Genomic DNA, 17,141 nt, shown 5'->3' with positions numbered 1-17,141 from the left:
ACGGTAAAAACCACAGAGGAAACCAATAAATTAGACTTAAGTGCAATTTATCGGTTAAATAATAAGTAACTGTTTTATTTTAAATAGTATGTGCTCAGCTTCGTCACAAATCTAAGCAGACAATAAAGCAATTATGCCAGTTGATTATGCATTCAGCTAGCAAAGACTATGCAACCATTGGATAAATTCCGCCGCCTTCGGTTTGTCCAACGTACGTTTAGGATAAATTAAATAATAAGGTTTTGTGACCGGCAGTCTATGGTCAGATAATTGAATTAAGCTACCTTCCGCTAACTCTTTTTTAATCAAATGTTGCTGCCCCAGCAAAATGCCGTTGCCCGCTATCGCAGAATCGATCGCCATTGAGGTTAGATTATAGATTGGCCCACGATTAGGGGGACATTGTAGCCATTTTGCCGACAACAGCCACTCATGCCAGTCAGGTAAGAATTGCCCTTCTTTGCCCCAGTCAACATGAATCATCGGGTAATTAATCTTGCGCTTCCCCTCTGACCAAGGTGCAGTTAATAAATGGGGGCTGGCAACCGGAAAAACCCAGTCTTGGAATAAAACCTCTTTCTCTTGCTGAGGATAATGTTCTTCACCAAAGGCTAAATAAAAGTCAGCCGCAGTACGATTAAAATCCACCGCTGAATGTGTTGCATGAATACGGATGTCGATATCAGGATGTTGTGTCAGCCATTGGTTGAGTGACGGATTAAGCCAACGGCTAGCCAGCGCGGGCAATGCAAAGATATTGAGCGACAAATCGCCTTTATCCCGCGCCATACTCTGTTGTGCCACCCGTAATGTTTCAAACGCTTGTTGCACATAAGCCAAATAAGCGCTGCCTTGCCTGGTCAATTCAACACCTGACTTTGACCGGGCAAAGAGTTGAATGCCCAAATGCTGCTCTAATTGGCGAATTTGCTGGCTGACCGCTGCGGGTGTTAATGATAGGCATGTGGCTGCGCGGGCCAAACTCCCCATTTTTGCCGCGGTTTCAAATGCTAAAATGGCAGTCAGCTTTGGTAAGCGAACTGCTTTTAAACTATCCATTACTCGCTCCCTGACCCACTATTTATGCTGCTGATATCGATAGCCAAACTTAACCTATCAGTAACGTTTTATTGTTATTCTAGTTACAACTAATCCTATACAGTTAGTCATAGAAACCAAGCAACATTTAGCATGACTGTGGGGATATATGCAGAAACTCGATGAAATTATTAATATGAAGGCAAATCCCGTCAACGACTCAGCCTTTATCGCACAATGTAAAAGCACCTTAGAAACCTACGGCGCATTAGTCTTATCCAACTTTTTATTACCTCAAGCGCTGAATAGTATTAAGCAAGAGGGTATTGAGCATCAGCATCGGGCTTATTATGCCGCGACTCAACACAATGTATATCTGACTAAGACGGATGTAGATTTTGCCGTTGATCATCCCAGAAATCGTTTGGTAACCTCATCAAAAGGCTGTATTACTGACGAAGAAATCCCCGCAGACTCGGCCCTGAGAACTTTATATACCGCAGCAGATTTTCAAGACTTCCTGTGCGCCGTATTAAATGAAGAACAGCTTTACCCTTATGCTGATTCACTTTCTTCCATTAATTTGCACTATGCGAGCCATGGCCAAGAACTCGGTTGGCACTTCGATAACTCATCATTTGCCATTACTTTATTGGTGCAAAAACCTCAAGCGGGGGGTGTTTTTGAATATATCGAAGAGATGAGAGATGCCGACCAAGGAGAAATGAATTATGCCGGGGTAGAAAAACTATTAAATCAACAAATCACGCCCAAAACATTACAGATTGAACCCGGTGATTTAGTCTTATTCCGAGGTCGAAATGCTATTCACCGTGTCACTCCGACTCAGGGGGACATTACCCGCATGCTGGTGGTCTTAGCTTATAATGCTCAACCTGACATTTCGCTATCAGAAACCGCCAGAATGACTTTTTATGGCCGAATTTAGTTTTTATATCATCCAAGCTTATTCAAGAATAGGTCTGTCGATAATTGGCGGGCCTCCTTGCCCACGATAAAAGAAATATCCTGTATTTAGACCACTCCAGTCGTCACGCTAAAATGACGCGTTTCTCCCGGTGAAAGTAGCAGTAAAGTCCCCTTTTCTTTTGCCGCTAAATACCCTTCTGGACGGCAGGTTGCCGGTAGAATAAAAGCAGCCACTTTCTGATCGCCGTTATACAGTATCCAGCGAGTACCATAATTAAACTGTGCGGTTGAAAAACGAGTCACAAAACGATGCCCTTGTGGTGCCAACATAAAGAACTCAGCTTCATCAACGTATTGTGATAAATCATCGGCAAAGAAAACGATCTCTGGATCATAAAACTCCGGTTCATTTAAATCAGTTAAACCCGCAGGTCGGTCCTGTAATTGCCGGGTATATTGCAACCACTGTGGTGTTGGCTGTACGTGTGCCGGTACGGTTTCACGGAGTTTTAATGCTGAACCGGGTAAGTTTTGGCGGAAAGTGGCCCCAGGAATATAGGTGTAATTCATATGGCACATATATTGGAGAGGCATTGGGACACTAGCCAGGTTGGTGACATTCATTTCAATATCAAACTGTGCACTCCCCGCCGTTAATCTCACGAGCGGTTGAGCACAATAATGATCACCAAACCCTTTCACATATTCGACGCTTCCTGCCAGTGCTAACTTGTCACCATCAATAACTAACCAGGCATGATCCATTTCAGCACAAGGCATTTCACCATGAAGAACATGGTCATCCTCCGGTGATGGACAACCGTTGCGACGCAAACCTGAATGGAAAGCGAAACAACCGTAGGTATCGACAATATTCTCGCCTCGTTTGGGCTGAGAGAACATGTTATCCATCTTCAGATTGTGACCATCAAATTCAGCATCCCAAATCATCTGACCGTAATAAGGTAACAGAGTCACATAGCCACGAGAGTTGCTGATTTTTAAGGCTTCAATACCCGATGCATATTTAAAACTGGTCACAGTAAAGTTATCGCTGTGAAAAATTTCCTGCTCATGGCGGCTGAATTGCTCACGGAACAGCGCTATTTTAGCGGTCATTATGATACTCCCCGTTTAGCTAGGATTCGTTATTTGCCAATGTTGCCGCATTGACTCGTTGTTTGTTGCGCAGTTCACCCCAGAAATAGAAACCTACATAGGCGAAGCACAATAAAGAGACAACAAAAGCATGCTGCATTGAGCCTAAATGGTCAGAGACAAAGCCCTGTAAGGCAGGAATGACCGCCGCACCGACAATTGACATGACAATAATCGCCCCAGCCACCTCGGTATATTTATTGTCTACCGTATCCAACGTGCCAGCATAAATAGTGGCCCAGCACGGCCCGAACAATACACTGACAAATACGGCGGCATAAACCGCAGTAAAGTTAGGCACGCAGACCACATATAGCAGGGTTAAGGCCCCCAAAATGGAATAGGCAATTAGCACTTTCTCTGCTTTAAAACGGGTCATCAGGAAGTTGGCAACAAACTTACCAATAAAGAAGCAAATAAAGCTGTAGATCATAAAGTTGGAAGCATCTCGTTCATTAGATGCGCCAAGATTCAACGCCAGGCGAATAGTGAAAGACCACACTGCGACTTGCATACCAACATACAGGAACTGTGCCGCAATTCCTTTTTTGAAGCGGCTGTTGGCTGCCAAGTATTTCAGTGTTTCTTTTAATGATGGTTGAGCCAGTTTCTTATTACTGTCACCTTGAGGCTTGCAATGTGGATAACGGGTAATAACAAACAGCAGCATCACCAGTAAGAGAACAAAGATCAGATACTTATAAGGCTCTAATGTATGTTCTAGCATACTAAGGCGAAACTCATGGACCTGCTCTGGCGTCATAGAGGCCATTTGGCTCTGTAAACTGTCACCTTCCTGGAATACCAAATATTTGCCTAATACAATTCCCATCAATGCGCCAATCGGATAAAACGTCTGGCTGATATTAAGGCGCAGAGTGGCGTAATCCTTATGCCCAATCATTGAGCTGTAGGTATTTGCAGCCGTTTCGAGGAAGCTCAAGCCAATGGCAATGGCGAAAATAGCCGCCAGAAACATGGTGTAAGTTGCCATGTGGGATGCGGGGTAAAACAGTGTACAACCGACAATATAAAGAGTTAGCCCGATCAAGATAGCCACTTTATAACTGCTTTTCTTAATGACCAATGATGCCGGAATGGCAATCAGGAAGTAGCCACCATAAAAGGCACTTTGTACCAATGCACTGGCAAAATCACTGAGTGCAAAAACACTTTTAAATTGCGTAATTAAAATATCATTCAGGCTGGCTGCACACCCCCAGAGTGGAAATAAGCAGGAAAGCAAAATAAATTGAAATAAAGGGGTTTTATTTAAATAGCCATCTGGCAGTTGAACGGTATTCAGGCGCATTTTATTTTCCTTGGTGTAGGGTATTTAAAAAATCAATAAATTGCGACGCGTCAGGGTAAGAACGTTGTGTTCCTTTGCCAGTGACACTGTATGCAGCGAAAGCAGAAGCCATTTCCATAGCTTTTAATACATTTCCGTGTTGAACATATTCGTGAGCAAAACAACCAATAAATGCATCACCGGCGCCACTGGTATCAATGGCATGGACACTGACCGGCGGCACATGGTGTATTTCATCGCCCTGCATCCATAAAGAACCGCGATGCCCCAGCGTAATAATCAGGTTATGTAGGCCTTTATCCAGCAAGCTACGCCCTGCCCGATAAATATTGTCCAGACTGTCCACTGGCATTCCGGTCAGAATGGCAAGTTCTGTTTCATTTGGCATGAAGAACTCGCACTGACAGGCATAGCCAATATCAAGCGCTTTAGACGCCGGAGCGGGATTGAGAATGACTTTAATCTGATGCTGACGAGCAAAATCAATGGCGGCATAGACCGTTTCTAGTGGTATTTCGAGTTGCAGTATGATCAATTGACAGGTTTTTAAGGTATCAGCAGCAGCGTCTATATCTGCCGGTGATAGATGGTTATTCGCGCCTTTGATAATGAGAATGCGATTTTGTGATGACTTATCGACAAAAATGGGCGCGACACCGCTGGAGGTTCCGGCGACTGTTTTCACATATTGGGTATCAATACCCGCTTGTTGTAAATTGCGAATCGTGTTCTCTGCAAACAGATCATCACCCACGCGAGTCACCATCATGACATTGGCACCTAATCTGGCAGCAGCCACTGCCTGATTCGCCCCTTTACCGCCACACCCGATTTCAAAATCCGGTGCTTCTAATGTTTCCCCAATTTGTGGCATTTCATCAATGTAGGTGATCAGATCAACCATGTTCGAACCAATGACTGCAATATCCATTGTCCCTTCCTCTATGCTATTTTTTTATCATTCAATGTTAATGCAATAACATTATCAGGCTATAAATGTTATGTGTGTGACAACGATCGCAGCAATGAAAGGAAGATAATTAGGTTTTTCGCCTTAATCCGACAGTTTTAAATGTTATTATTATAACAATTGTTAAGCAGTGATGATGTAAATAGGAAATTTCGGCAGAAATAAAAGCCAGGGTGGGATGACAACAATAAAAATCCCGGCCATAACTGCACCGGGATTATTCAACAAAAAGAAAGGCAGTTTATTTAATTGCCATCGCATCACGCATAGTAAAGAACAGGTCCGTTTGATCAGTCAAACCAACAACGTTGGCTGCATGAGGGCCGTAAGCGGCTATGCGCAATTGTGTACCGGTGTGCCCTTGGGAGTCATCTTCAGAGTTGCCATAGCTGATCGCCATTACCGCACCATCTTTGGTGGTTAATGCTTGCGTCAAACCAGGAGCTTTAGCGTCGGCTTCGATAATTTGGCTGGAATGCGCATGGTCTGCCGTCACAATAACCAAGGTGTTACCATCAGCACGGGCGAACTCCAGTGCTTTCTGTACGGCTTCATCCAGATCGACGGTTTCGCCAAACTGGCCACAGGGGTTAGCGGCGTGGTCTTGCTTATCAATCGATGCCCCCTCGACTTGCAAGAAGAAGCCATTTTCATTGGTTTTCAGCAGGTCAATGGCCTTTTCAGTCATGGCCGCCAGCGTTGGAATATCCTTGGTCCGTTCGGCATTGTTTTCACAAACAACCGGTGGTTTATCTATATTGCCGTGGTAAGAGGCTTTTGGCCCCTGCCAGCGCACCGGCATATTGCCAGAGCTGAATAGCCCTAACAGCGGTTTCTTCTGGTCTGCCTGCTTGATGGCATTCAAGTCATCAAGATTTTCGACAATCACATAACCACGAGCCAGTGCCTGGTCACGCAGGGATTTATCTTTCCACTCACCCGCTTTAGCCAACTGGCTGAATGACTTTGAGCCGCCGCCCAAAGTGACATCGGCGCGCCCTTCAATCATTTGCTCAGTAATAGAGCCCCGGCCCCCATTTTCCAATGCATTAGTGCCACACTTCTCACTGGTTTCTTCTGGACCGTAACATTTACGCCCGGTGACATGAGCAAACTGTGCCGCGGGTGTGGCATCTTGCAGTTCAGCGGTTGACACGTTACCGGTGGCTTTACCCGCTTTTTTAGCCAGTTCTAAAATAGTGACATGGTCTTTGCCAAGCACATCCACACCCAGCGCGCCATTATAGGTTTTTACACCCGAAGACCATGCGGTCGCTGAGGCGGCCGAATCGGTAACATAGTCTGGCTTTTGCGTTTTTTTATCTAATGAATAGTGCGTGTATTGCCCGGTCAGCGGCAGAGCATCAATGCCTTTAAAGAAGCCACCGGCCCCCATCGCATAGTTACGTGCAGAAGTGATTTCTGAATCACCCATGCCGTCACCAATCAGTAAAATGACATTTTTTACGGTCTTATTGGACAGCGAGTCACGAAGAGCTTGAGTCTGGTCACCTGCCAAGCGGCGAGCGCCACCAAATTGGGTGACATCGCCATGCGCGCTGCGGTCATATAACCCTGTAGCGGCGGCAACTGCATTAGGTGCGAACAAAGTGCTACTTAACATCAGGGTGGATAACGCTATAGCGGACAAAGTGGATACGCGATTGTGCATCAGTAGAATTCCTTGTTGTAAAACAGTAATACAAATTGTATTTATTGGTTACAACGGATACTAGAACAGACCAATGACGCTTTTATGACAATCGTAATTAATTATTAATCCTTATATTTAAAGATTATTTTCTGACCTATTGCCACCACACTACTCGGTAACGTTAAATCAGCCCCCATTGGCCTGCAAAACTTGTCCATCAATCCAGCCACTATTTTTACCGACTAAAAAGGCCACTGCCGCCGCGCTATCACATTGAACTTGATTTAATGGCTGGAACACGGATTGAGATACTGCCGGAATATGTTCCGCCCGCGATGCCAGTCTCTTTTCTGTATCCGTATCATCGTCAACTTTCACCGCGAGTCCGAATTTTCAGTGACGGGTTAACCAATTATTCCTGACGACCGAGAGGCAAAAAACGGACAGACAAAAAATATCAGTCGGCACCCGCAAGATGAAGGGCATTGGCTACTATAAGCGGCTTCAATTTAATACAAAGGCGGGTTATATCAGCAGCCGAACAGGCTAGTCCGGCTGCTGCTACACCTTATTACGCTTTCTCGACTGATTGATAAATATCGATATCAAAATAACCATCAGTCCTGCCGTCATTAAGGTAAACCTCATAACATGCGCCATCCGCGGGGCGATAGCCACTTTGCGGCAAATGTTGGTGATACAATTCACCCCATGCTTTGGCGTAATCATCATCGGTTACTCGAGTGCTATACACTGCATACAAGCCACCGGGTATCACTTGTAATTGCAGTTGATCGCTGAGTTCTTCAGGCAAGACATAGTCATCTGCAACAGAGAGCGACACATCAGCCCGCAGTTGGGCCGGAGGATTGGTTTCTGGGTTGTCCCAGTACAACGCTAACCAGTCTTTACCTGGAATTTGGTGCTGAGCATAGAGCGATGAAAGTTGGTCAAAGCCTCGCGGGATGGTCTCATGATAAGGGCCGACTAACCGGATGCTTACGATTTGTTGCGGTTTTTTTTCAGCTATCTTAAATGTCATATCGCTACCTCGACTTAATGGTTTCAAGCAAAATTAAGTGGCTAAAGATACGAACGCCAGCAACCACTGTTTATTTATACAGTGTATCGCGATTTTATGACATTTGATTAATTTTCAACCTTGATTTGTGAACAACTTCGCAAAAAATCATCTGCCTGTTCAAGTTGAAGATGGCTGAAAACCGTGATCCCGTGGCGACGTAATAATGCAGTAGTGACCCCCTGACCGGTGCGTTGAGTGCCACTAAAATGACCATCATAGATATGGCTACTCCCACAAGATGGGCTACCTTCGGTCAGAATCGCTAGCTTACAATGGTGTTGTTGTGCCACTTCCAAAGCCTGATAAGCGCCTTGCAGAAACTCCCGGCTAACATCATTACCCCATTGTTCAATCACCCGCGCCAGCCCTTGTAGTACGGCCTCACCATTGCCTTGTTGAATTTCAGCCGGAGGGCGTGGTACCGGCATACCGGCGGCCAACTCAGGACAAACCAGCACCAGTCGACCTTCATCCTGCCAGCGTTGAATTATTTCATCATGAACAGACAGAGCACTGCCGTTATAACGAACTGATTTTCCCATTAGACAGGCACTGATCAGGATACGCGCAGGCTTGGATTCCACGTGATAACCAACCTTACTATGATGTTATGAATAAAATGTGACGGTTAGCATCGATAATAGCCAATTAATTGCTGCGAGTCATAAATCCCGTTTGATCATTAACGCAAAACAGATATTTCTCGGATAATAAATATTCCGCCACTTATTTTGCCCGATTTAATGCCGCTAATACCTGCGGCAATAATTTTGCCAGACGCAGAGCCCACTGCTCTTGCCCGGCTTGTTGAGTAATAAGGTCCTGGCGAATCTCGATACCCACATAAGGTAATTGCCGACGTTCAGCATGGAATGGCAGCGTGAAGTCTGTTGCATCTGTCATGGCATAAGGTTGGTTAATCCCAACATTCAGCGAGCTATCTTGTTGTAAAAGCGTAATTAATTGCAAAGCAAACGCAGGGTTACGATTAAATAAGGTCCCAATCTGCCACGGGCGCTCACTATTTTTAAATGACGGCGTAAAGCTATGCATCGAGATAATGACACTGGGCTGGCCACTATCACGACGCCGATTAAGTGTTTGTGTAATCAGGTCATGGTAGGGCTGAAATACCTCGACTCGACGGGCTTCGGCCTCTTCTATTGTCACGCCGATATTACGTACAATCCGCGTGTGTTCCGAGATTTCAGGAATAGAACTGGCGATACCCGGAGTGCGGTTGCAATCAATCACTAAACGCGAATAGCGCTGGTGAATCAATGTGGCATCGAGATACTGGCTAAGCAACTGTGCAGTGGCTAACGAGCCAATGTCCCAGCCAATATGCCGATCAATCTCTCCGGCGGGTAATCTCAAATCACCTAACTGAGCCGGGATGCGCTGCCCGGCATGGTCTGCCAGTAAAATAAAAGGTGAGCGACTTTCCGGACGTTCAATGGCAGCAGCCAGCGGTTCACCATCACGTAATAAAGGATACAACAGGGCATTGGACATGAATTGGGTACCTGACATTAGAGGGATTTCGCCAACAGTAGGGTTGTAGACTGCTTTCGTAACTTCTCATCCTAGCGGCTAAAACCCACTTCGCCCACCCCGAGCTTATAATTAAACTTTCTGTGTTATGCGATTAATGCCGCAATAAGAACAGCTTTTTGCTTTCACATCCGGATAGTGATCTATCGAAGCTATTTTTCATGTAATAATTGCCACTAAAATTTTCACCGGCCCAAATTTTCATCAACCAATGACCGCAAGATAGTGGGGACTTATGGAAACGTTTTTGATTGATAGGATGACGACGCCTCAAGGCGAACTGTTGCTCATTGCAGATGAAGAGAACCGGTTACGTGCCATTGATTGGACGGACCATTACGAGCGGCTGATAAAGTTGCTGCACAATCATTATGGCAAAAATAGTTTTACGTTGGTTGAAAAACGCAATCCTGGTGGATTGAGCGAGAGTATGCAGCGTTATTTTGCCGGCGAGCTCAATATTATTGATAATTTACCGATCAAGACCGCCGGGACTGATTTTCAGCGCCAAGTCTGGGATCAATTACGCAAGATCCCCTGCGGTGAAACAATTACCTATGGCGAGTTAGCTAAACGCATTAACCGCCCGACCGCGTCCAGAGCGGTTGGCATGGCAAATGGCCTGAATCCAATTTCCATTGTTGTCCCTTGCCATCGAGTGATTGGGCAACAAGGCGCATTGACCGGTTATGCCGGTGGCGTGGAGCGAAAACGCTGGTTATTAATGCATGAGGGTTATCTTTTAGCACGCTAACTATTGTTGCTCTTATCAGACGCAAGAAAAGATGTTAAAATTGACGCATATCAATATTAATGGGAATACCCTATGATCCCGGAAAAACGCGTAATCCGACGTATTCAGTCTGGTGGTTGTGCAATCCACTGTCAGGATTGCAGTATCAGCCAGCTCTGTATTCCGTTTACCTTAAATGAAAACGAGCTGGACCAGCTCGACAATATCATTGAAAGGAAAAAACCTATTCAGAAAGGACAGGCGCTGTTTAAAGCAGGTGATGAACTCAAATCCCTGTATGCCATCCGTTCCGGGACCATTAAAAGTTATACCATTACTGAAGAAGGCGATGAACAAATTACCGGTTTCCATCTGGCGGGCGATTTAGTCGGTTTTGATGCTATCAGTAACTTGCAACATCCAAGCTTTGCTCAGGCATTGGAAACCTCAATGGTCTGTGAAATCCCGTTTGATACACTGGATGACTTATCCGGCAAAATGCCAAATCTGCGTCAGCAGATGATGCGCCTGATGAGTGGTGAGATAAAAAGTGATCAAGACATGATTTTGCTGCTGTCTAAAAAGAATGCAGAAGAACGCCTGGCTGCCTTTATTTATAACCTTTCGCGTCGTTTTGCTCAGCGTGGCTTCTCCCCACGTGAGTTTCGTCTGACCATGACGCGCGGCGATATTGGTAACTATTTGGGGTTGACGGTAGAAACGATTAGCCGCTTGTTGGGGCGTTTCCAGAAAAGCGATATTCTGAGTGTGAAAGGTAAGTACATCACCATTGAGAATACCGAAGCTCTGGCCCTGTTGGCTGGTAATCCAAGACCGAGTCTTTAAGTCAAGAAATCAGATCAATAAATGCCCAAGAGGATAACTCTTATTTGTTGGTCTGATTTGTTCTCTCCCTACCCTCTTTCACTTTCATGGTTTACTCTTTAACTAACATACGGTTAATTCACGGTAGTAAGGAGACACTATGGCAAAGTATCAGAATATTCTGGTTGCTATTGACCCCAATCAGGATGATCAGCCTGCATTAAGACGTGCAGTTTATCTAGTGCAGCGCAATGGCGGCACAATCAAAGCATTTTTAGCTATTTATGACTTGTCTTATGACATGACCACTTTGCTGTCACCCGATGAACGTACAGCGATGCGCAAAGGGGTTATTAGTCAACGTTCAGCATGGATAAGCGAACAGTGCCGCTTTTATCTTGATGCTGGCATTCCCATTGAAATCAAAGTGGTATGGCACAATCGCCCCTATGAAGCCATTATTCAGGAAGTCCTGAAATATAAGCACGATTTGTTGCTAAAAATGGCGCATCAGCACGATCGATTGGAATCCATTATTTTCACCCCTACCGACTGGCACTTATTACGTAAATGTCCATGTCCGGTGTGGATGGTAAAAGACCAACCTTGGCCGGAAGGCGGTACCGCCTTGGTGGCTGTCAATCTATCCAGTGAAGACCCGCTGCACGACCCTCTCAATCTACGTTTAGTGAAAGAAACCAGAGAACTGGCTGAGCATGTTAACCAAACTCAGGTGCATTTGATTAGTGCTTATCCGGTCACCCCTATCAATATCGCTATTGAATTGCCAGATTTTGACCCAAGTGTCTACAACGATGCTATTCGCGGCCAGCATTTGGTGGCGATGAAAGCCCTGCGTCAGCAGTTTGGTATTGACGAAAAGTTCACTCATGTGGAGAAAGGATTACCTGAAGAGGTTATCCCGGATCTGGCTGAACATTTACGGGCTGGGGTGGTGGTATTGGGTACCTTGGGCCGCACCGGGCTATCTGCCGCCTTTATTGGTAATACCACCGAACATGTGATCGACCATCTTAAATGTGATTTATTGGCCATTAAACCGGAAGGCTTTACTTGCCCGATTGAAAGTGATGAAGACCACGAAGATGATGAATAATCGCCCTCTCATCTGATTTTCAAATTTAATGCCAAAAAAGAAGGGCCACATCAGTGGCCCTTCTTCAGCTACAACGCTGACGATTACAACGCACGTAAAATTGCTTCCACGCTATCTTTTGCATCGCCGAACAACATCTGAGTATTGTCTTTGAAGAACAATGGATTCTGTACCCCAGCATAGCCGGTATTCATTGAACGTTTAAAGGCAATGACACTTTGCGCTTTCCACACTTCCAACACCGGCATACCGGCAATCGGGCTGCGCGGGTCTTCCAGTGCGGCAGGGTTTACAGTGTCGTTAGCACCAATCACCAATACGACATCGGTGCTTGGGAAATCATCATTGATTTCGTCCATCTCCAGTACCACGTCATAAGGTACTTTAGCTTCCGCCAATAGCACGTTCATATGACCAGGCAAACGCCCTGCTACCGGGTGAATACCAAAGCGCACTTTGATGCCACGGGCTTGCAGTTTTGCAGTAATTTCCGCAACCGGATATTGTGCTTGTGCAACCGCCATACCATAGCCTGGGGTGATGATAACCGAGCTGGCGTTTTTCAGCAGATCAGCCACTTCTTCAGCTGTAGTTTCGCGGTATTCGCCCATCTCTTCGGCATCACCGGTAGAAGAGCCATCCGTACCAAAGCCGCCAGCGATCACGCTAAGAAACGAACGGTTCATCGCTTTACACATAATGTACGACAGTATCGCACCGGAAGAACCGACTAATGCCCCTGTCACAATCAGCAGGTCGTTGCTCAGCATGAAACCTGCTGCCGCAGCGGCCCAACCGGAGTAAGAGTTCAGCATCGAAACCACCACCGGCATATCCGCACCACCGATGGATGCAACCAAGTGCCAACCGAAGCCCAGAGCAATCAAGGTCATCAATAATAACGCGACCACTTGCAAGGCGACGCTATCGGTTTTGACGAACAGAATCATCAGCAAGAATGAAACAACCAGTGCGACCAAGTTCAACTTATGGCGTTGTGGCAGCATCAGCGGCTTGGAAGAGATAATCCCACGTAATTTACCGAAGGCAACAATAGAACCTGTGAATGTCACCGCACCGATAAAGATCCCCAAGAACACTTCGGTCAGGTGGATATTCACCATCACAGCATCCATGACTGCTGAACCATGGTCCAGATAGCTGTTAAAGCCAACCAGAACCGCAGCCAGACCCACGAAGCTGTGTAAGATAGCCACCAGTTCCGGCATTTCAGTCATTTCGACTTTCTTCGCCAGATAAATACCGATTGCCCCACCAATCACCATAGCAATGATAATCCAGGCAACATTACCTGAGTCCGGCCCAAGAATGGTCGCGATAAGCGCGATGGCCATACCAGCCACACCAAAGCTGTTACCTTGTTTGGATGTTTCGTGGCGCGACAGCCCAGCCAAACTGAAAATAAATAGAATCGCAGCAACTATGTACGCAGCTGTAACAAGACCACTAGACATCAGTTACCCCTTTATTTTTGTATAACATTGCTTTTATTAGCAAAATTGTTTTTATCAACATTTTCATCAACTCAGCTTTGCCCACTTGCACATTTGGCAAGCCCGGCTTTATATAAAACTAGTTTTTACGGAACATTTTCAGCATGCGCTGGGTGACGGTAAAGCCACCAAAAATGTTGATGCTAGCAATCAATACGGCAATAAAGGATAAGAAACTTACCCAGCCACCGTGACCAATCTGCAACAATGCGCCCACCACAATAATGCCCGAGATTGCATTAGTGACTGACATTAGCGGTGTATGCAGTGCGTGGCTGACATTCCATACCACGTAATAACCCACAACACAGGCCAACGCAAAGACCGTAAAGTGAGATAAAAACTCTTTCGGTGCGACATTTGCCAACCAGCCAAACAACACAATGGCCAAAGCCATAATGATGTATTTAGGCCATGGTGATGACGGTTTAACCTCTTCTTTCACCAATGGCGCTGCTTTTGCCGCCTGAGGCTGTGCTGAAACCTGAATTGGCGGTGCAGGCCAAGTCACTTCACCGGTTTTAACCACGGTAACACCACGGATAACGGTATCTTCAAAATCAATGTCGATCTCGCCGTTTTTCTCTTTACAGAGTAATTTGAGCAAGTTAACTAAGTTTGTACCGTAAAGCTGGGATGACTGGGTCGGCAAACGGCTGGGTAAATCAGTATAACCAATGATTTTCACGCCATTTTCAGTGACCGTGACTTTATCTGCTACGGTCAGTTCACAGTTACCCCCGGTCTGCGCTGCCAGGTCGACAATCACGCTGCCCGATTTCATCGACGCCACCATCTCTTTGGTGATCAGACGTGGTGCTGGTTTGCCGGGAATCAATGCCGTGGTGACGATGATATCTACTTCAGCCGCTTGTGCGGCAAACAGTTCCATTTCAGCTTTGATAAAGGCTTCAGACATCACCTTGGCATAGCCGTCACCACTGCCCGCTTCTTCTTCAAAGTCCAGTTCGAGGAATTCAGCTCCCATACTTTGGACTTGCTCTTTGACTTCCGGGCGAGTATCAAAAGCACGGACAATCGCCCCTAAGCTCCCTGCGGCACCAATGGCGGCCAACCCTGCAACACCGGCGCCAATAATCACAACTTTTGCCGGTGGAACCTTACCTGCAGCGGTAATTTGCCCAGTGAAAAAGCGGCCAAATTCATGAGCGGCTTCCACAATGGCGCGATAGCCCGCAATGTTAGCCATTGAGCTCAGCGCATCCATGGATTGGGCGCGAGAAATTCGCGGCACCGAGTCCATTGCCAATACAGTGACCTGTCGCTCTGCCAGCTTTTGCAGCAATTCAGGGTTCTGAGCCGGCCAGATAAAGCTGACCAAAGTGCTCCCCTCACGCATCAGGGCAATTTCTTCCTCAAAAGGAGCATTCACTTTAAGGATAAGATCGGATTGCCACACATCGGTGGTATCCGTAATGGTGGCACCCGCTTCCTGGTACGCCGCATCGTCAAAACTGGCTAAATGGCCAGCTCCGCTTTCAATCGCCACGGTGAAACCTAATTTCAGCAATTGTTCTACCGTTTTCGGCGTTGCTGCAACTCGGGCTTCATTGGCCAACCGCTCTCTTGGTACACCAATACGCATAATGTTCCCTTTTTACCTGTCTTTGATGATGAGTATTGTCATCCTGCCTATTTGAAACTGCAGGGGGTTAGCTGCTCTCTTGCACCCGAATCACTGATCCAAGGATTTATTCGTTTGCTGACTACCTGCGGTTCCAAATACTTTGGGTAATTACCCGATGATAAAAATCTGCTTCGCTATAGCTCCCTATAACCTACTGAAAATGTGACCGATGATCCATATCTGTGTGCGCTTAAGATGCAGTTTTCGCACTAAAACTGGCAGGCGGAAAGAACTCTGTATAATTCACTATAGAAATAATAATTACTAGCGGCTTGTCCTGCAACTTTGCGCCAAAATAACAAGTTTTCTCAATGTGCTATAACCCAGTCATGGCGCGGGATTAAGTTAGAAAAATGTAAATAATCAGCACTTATGACGTTAAAGCCATTATTCGTAAAGCTTATACCGATTCTTAATGTAAAGTACCTCTGGGCTGAACTTCATAATTCATAGACTAAGTCATATAAATTGCGGAGACACTTGCCATTATTACATGTAATAATCATCTGCTATTCTGTTACACATCAATTGTTCCGCACGTATCAACGTTAATGCGCAAGGCGAAAGGATTTTTTATGAAGCTGAAATACACGATCATCGCATCGGCATTGCTATCACTCACCGCGCTTTCTGCTGCACATGCGGCAAAAGAACTCGCTCCAGAGCAAGCAGCAGCCATCAAGCCCTTTGATCGCATTACTATTACTGGCCGGTTTAATGCAATCAATGAGGCAGCTGATGCGGTATCCCGCCGTGCTGATAAATTGGGCGCAGACTCTTTCTATATCCAAGATATTAACAGTAACAACAATGGCGGCAACTGGCGTGTAACGGCCGATGTTTATCATAATGATGCACCGGAAGTGAGCAAACAGACCCAGTATCGCGTCTTTAATGGCATTAAAGAATTACCAAAAACAGAAGCCTATGTTTTGCAACCTTATGACACCGTTTCTGTCAGCGGTTTCTTCCGTAGCCAACCTGATATCAGTGACGCCATTTCTAAAGCAGCAAAAGAGAAAGGTGCATACTCCTTCTTCATCGTGCGTCAGGTTGATGCCAACCAAGGTGGCAACCAGTTCGTGACGGCCTATATCTATAAAGAAGATGCAGCCAAACGTGTGGTACAGAGCCCGGATGTGATTCCTGCGGATTCAGATGCTGGTCGTGCTGCTCTGGCAGCCGGCGGTGCAGCTGCGGCGAATGTTGAAATTCCGGGTGTTGCCTCTTCCGGTACACCGAGTGCCGATGTGGGTCGTTTCTTTGAAACCCAATCATCAACAGGTAAGCGTTACACTGTAACTCTGCCAGATGGCACTCAGATTCAAGAATTGAATAATACGACTGCCGCGCAGATGGTACCGTTTGATTCTGTTAGCTTTACAGGTCACTTTAACAGCATGACCGATGTCTCTCACGAAGTCGCTAAACGTGCAGCGGCAAAAGGGGCTAAGTACTACCACGTTACCCGCCAATGGCAGAACAAAAGCGGTGGTAACTTGAGTGTGAGTGCTGACCTGTTCAAATAAGATTGTTTGAATCATCATCAAAAGGGCGGCCATGGGCTGCCCTTTTGTTATGTATTAACAATACACAAGCCTTTG

At 46.0% G+C, this 17,141-nt stretch carries 16 protein-coding genes; 5 read left to right on the top strand and 11 right to left on the bottom strand.

Annotated features, from left to right (window positions below; all coding sequences use genetic code 11):
* Window positions 1–156: 156 nt before the first annotated feature.
* Window positions 157–1,059, bottom strand: coding sequence for a LysR substrate-binding domain-containing protein (locus tag DJ58_RS19810; RefSeq protein ID WP_004712077.1), 903 nt, complete (start codon window positions 1,057–1,059; stop codon window positions 157–159).
* A 148-nt stretch (window positions 1,060–1,207) separates the two neighbouring features.
* Between DJ58_RS19810 and DJ58_RS19815 the strand changes: the two genes are divergently transcribed.
* Window positions 1,208–1,987, top strand: coding sequence for a HalD/BesD family halogenase (locus DJ58_RS19815; RefSeq protein WP_004712075.1), 780 nt, complete (start codon window positions 1,208–1,210; stop codon window positions 1,985–1,987).
* A gap of 86 nt (window positions 1,988–2,073) precedes the next feature.
* On the opposite strand, the gene DJ58_RS19820 is transcribed toward DJ58_RS19815, so the two are convergent.
* The 8 genes from DJ58_RS19820 to DJ58_RS19855 all read right to left on the bottom strand — a co-directional run bounded on the left by DJ58_RS19820 (window position 2,074) and on the right by DJ58_RS19855 (window position 9,661).
* Window positions 2,074–3,087 carry an aldose 1-epimerase family protein gene (locus tag DJ58_RS19820; protein ID WP_004712074.1) on the bottom strand — a complete coding sequence of 338 codons (1,014 nt, stop codon included), beginning with the start codon at window positions 3,085–3,087 and terminating at the stop codon, window positions 2,074–2,076.
* 19 nt (window positions 3,088–3,106) lie between these two features.
* Window positions 3,107–4,438 carry an L-fucose:H+ symporter permease gene (gene fucP, locus DJ58_RS19825; protein WP_004712072.1) on the bottom strand — a complete coding sequence of 444 codons (1,332 nt, stop codon included), beginning with the start codon at window positions 4,436–4,438 and terminating at the stop codon, window positions 3,107–3,109.
* A 1-nt stretch (window position 4,439) separates the two neighbouring features.
* Window positions 4,440–5,369: a ribokinase gene (gene rbsK / locus DJ58_RS19830; RefSeq protein WP_004712070.1), complete on the bottom strand. Its 930-nt coding sequence runs from the start codon at window positions 5,367–5,369 to the stop codon at window positions 4,440–4,442.
* 280 nt (window positions 5,370–5,649) lie between these two features.
* Complete coding sequence (gene phoA / locus DJ58_RS19835; protein ID WP_032911856.1) at window positions 5,650–7,080, bottom strand: alkaline phosphatase; 1,431 nt, start codon at window positions 7,078–7,080, stop codon at window positions 5,650–5,652.
* Between the two features lie 168 nt (window positions 7,081–7,248).
* Entirely contained in the window at window positions 7,249–7,440 is a 192-nt protein-coding gene (locus DJ58_RS23785) for a Rossmann-fold NAD(P)-binding domain-containing protein (protein WP_004712066.1), read from the bottom strand.
* A gap of 193 nt (window positions 7,441–7,633) precedes the next feature.
* Window positions 7,634–8,104, bottom strand: a complete 471-nt coding sequence (sbmC, locus tag DJ58_RS19845) for a DNA gyrase inhibitor SbmC (RefSeq protein ID WP_004712064.1) — start codon at window positions 8,102–8,104, stop codon at window positions 7,634–7,636.
* A 107-nt stretch (window positions 8,105–8,211) separates the two neighbouring features.
* Window positions 8,212–8,730 carry a 2-thiouracil desulfurase family protein gene (locus DJ58_RS19850; protein WP_004712062.1) on the bottom strand — a complete coding sequence of 173 codons (519 nt, stop codon included), beginning with the start codon at window positions 8,728–8,730 and terminating at the stop codon, window positions 8,212–8,214.
* 142 nt (window positions 8,731–8,872) lie between these two features.
* A complete protein-coding gene (locus DJ58_RS19855; RefSeq protein ID WP_032911854.1) occupies window positions 8,873–9,661 on the bottom strand; it encodes an N-formylglutamate amidohydrolase in 789 nt (262 codons plus the stop codon).
* A 274-nt stretch (window positions 9,662–9,935) separates the two neighbouring features.
* Between DJ58_RS19855 and ogt the strand changes: the two genes are divergently transcribed.
* From ogt to uspE, 3 genes are all read left to right on the top strand, one after another.
* Complete coding sequence (gene ogt / locus DJ58_RS19860; protein ID WP_032911852.1) at window positions 9,936–10,454, top strand: methylated-DNA--[protein]-cysteine S-methyltransferase; 519 nt, start codon at window positions 9,936–9,938, stop codon at window positions 10,452–10,454.
* A gap of 72 nt (window positions 10,455–10,526) precedes the next feature.
* Window positions 10,527–11,279, top strand: coding sequence for a fumarate/nitrate reduction transcriptional regulator Fnr (locus tag DJ58_RS19865; RefSeq protein ID WP_004712055.1), 753 nt, complete (start codon window positions 10,527–10,529; stop codon window positions 11,277–11,279).
* A gap of 139 nt (window positions 11,280–11,418) precedes the next feature.
* Window positions 11,419–12,375: a universal stress protein UspE gene (gene uspE, locus DJ58_RS19870; RefSeq protein ID WP_004712054.1), complete on the top strand. Its 957-nt coding sequence runs from the start codon at window positions 11,419–11,421 to the stop codon at window positions 12,373–12,375.
* A gap of 83 nt (window positions 12,376–12,458) precedes the next feature.
* Here the strand turns inward: uspE and pntB are convergent, their stop codons facing one another.
* A complete protein-coding gene (gene pntB / locus DJ58_RS19875) occupies window positions 12,459–13,850 on the bottom strand; it encodes a Re/Si-specific NAD(P)(+) transhydrogenase subunit beta (protein ID WP_032911851.1) in 1,392 nt (463 codons plus the stop codon).
* A gap of 118 nt (window positions 13,851–13,968) precedes the next feature.
* Window positions 13,969–15,495 (bottom strand): Re/Si-specific NAD(P)(+) transhydrogenase subunit alpha, encoded by a 1,527-nt coding sequence (gene pntA, locus DJ58_RS19880; protein ID WP_004712051.1) that lies wholly within the window; start codon window positions 15,493–15,495, stop codon window positions 13,969–13,971.
* A gap of 617 nt (window positions 15,496–16,112) precedes the next feature.
* Here pntA and ydgH point away from each other — a divergent pair.
* Window positions 16,113–17,066: a DUF1471 family protein YdgH gene (ydgH, locus tag DJ58_RS19885; RefSeq protein ID WP_004712049.1), complete on the top strand. Its 954-nt coding sequence runs from the start codon at window positions 16,113–16,115 to the stop codon at window positions 17,064–17,066.
* Window positions 17,067–17,141: the final 75 nt, after the last annotated feature.

This window comes from Yersinia frederiksenii ATCC 33641 (genome assembly GCF_000754805.1).
GTDB lineage: Bacteria > Pseudomonadota > Gammaproteobacteria > Enterobacterales > Enterobacteriaceae > Yersinia > Yersinia frederiksenii.
This window is presented reverse-complemented; position numbering and strand designations above follow the sequence as displayed.

Coding starts and splice junctions, on each gene's coding strand:
- DJ58_RS19810 (WP_004712077.1), bottom strand. CDS start 1,059: ATGGATAGTTTAAAAGCAGTTCGCTTACCAAAGCTGACTGCCATTTTA.
- DJ58_RS19815 (WP_004712075.1), top strand. CDS start 1,208: ATGCAGAAACTCGATGAAATTATTAATATGAAGGCAAATCCCGTCAAC.
- DJ58_RS19820 (WP_004712074.1), bottom strand. CDS start 3,087: ATGACCGCTAAAATAGCGCTGTTCCGTGAGCAATTCAGCCGCCATGAG.
- fucP (WP_004712072.1), bottom strand. CDS start 4,438: ATGCGCCTGAATACCGTTCAACTGCCAGATGGCTATTTAAATAAAACC.
- rbsK (WP_004712070.1), bottom strand. CDS start 5,369: ATGGATATTGCAGTCATTGGTTCGAACATGGTTGATCTGATCACCTAC.
- phoA (WP_032911856.1), bottom strand. CDS start 7,080: ATGCACAATCGCGTATCCACTTTGTCCGCTATAGCGTTATCCACCCTG.
- sbmC (WP_004712064.1), bottom strand. CDS start 8,104: ATGACATTTAAGATAGCTGAAAAAAAACCGCAACAAATCGTAAGCATC.
- DJ58_RS19855 (WP_032911854.1), bottom strand. CDS start 9,661: ATGTCCAATGCCCTGTTGTATCCTTTATTACGTGATGGTGAACCGCTG.
- ogt (WP_032911852.1), top strand. CDS start 9,936: ATGGAAACGTTTTTGATTGATAGGATGACGACGCCTCAAGGCGAACTG.
- DJ58_RS19865 (WP_004712055.1), top strand. CDS start 10,527: ATGATCCCGGAAAAACGCGTAATCCGACGTATTCAGTCTGGTGGTTGT.
- uspE (WP_004712054.1), top strand. CDS start 11,419: ATGGCAAAGTATCAGAATATTCTGGTTGCTATTGACCCCAATCAGGAT.
- pntB (WP_032911851.1), bottom strand. CDS start 13,850: ATGTCTAGTGGTCTTGTTACAGCTGCGTACATAGTTGCTGCGATTCTA.
- pntA (WP_004712051.1), bottom strand. CDS start 15,495: ATGCGTATTGGTGTACCAAGAGAGCGGTTGGCCAATGAAGCCCGAGTT.
- ydgH (WP_004712049.1), top strand. CDS start 16,113: ATGAAGCTGAAATACACGATCATCGCATCGGCATTGCTATCACTCACC.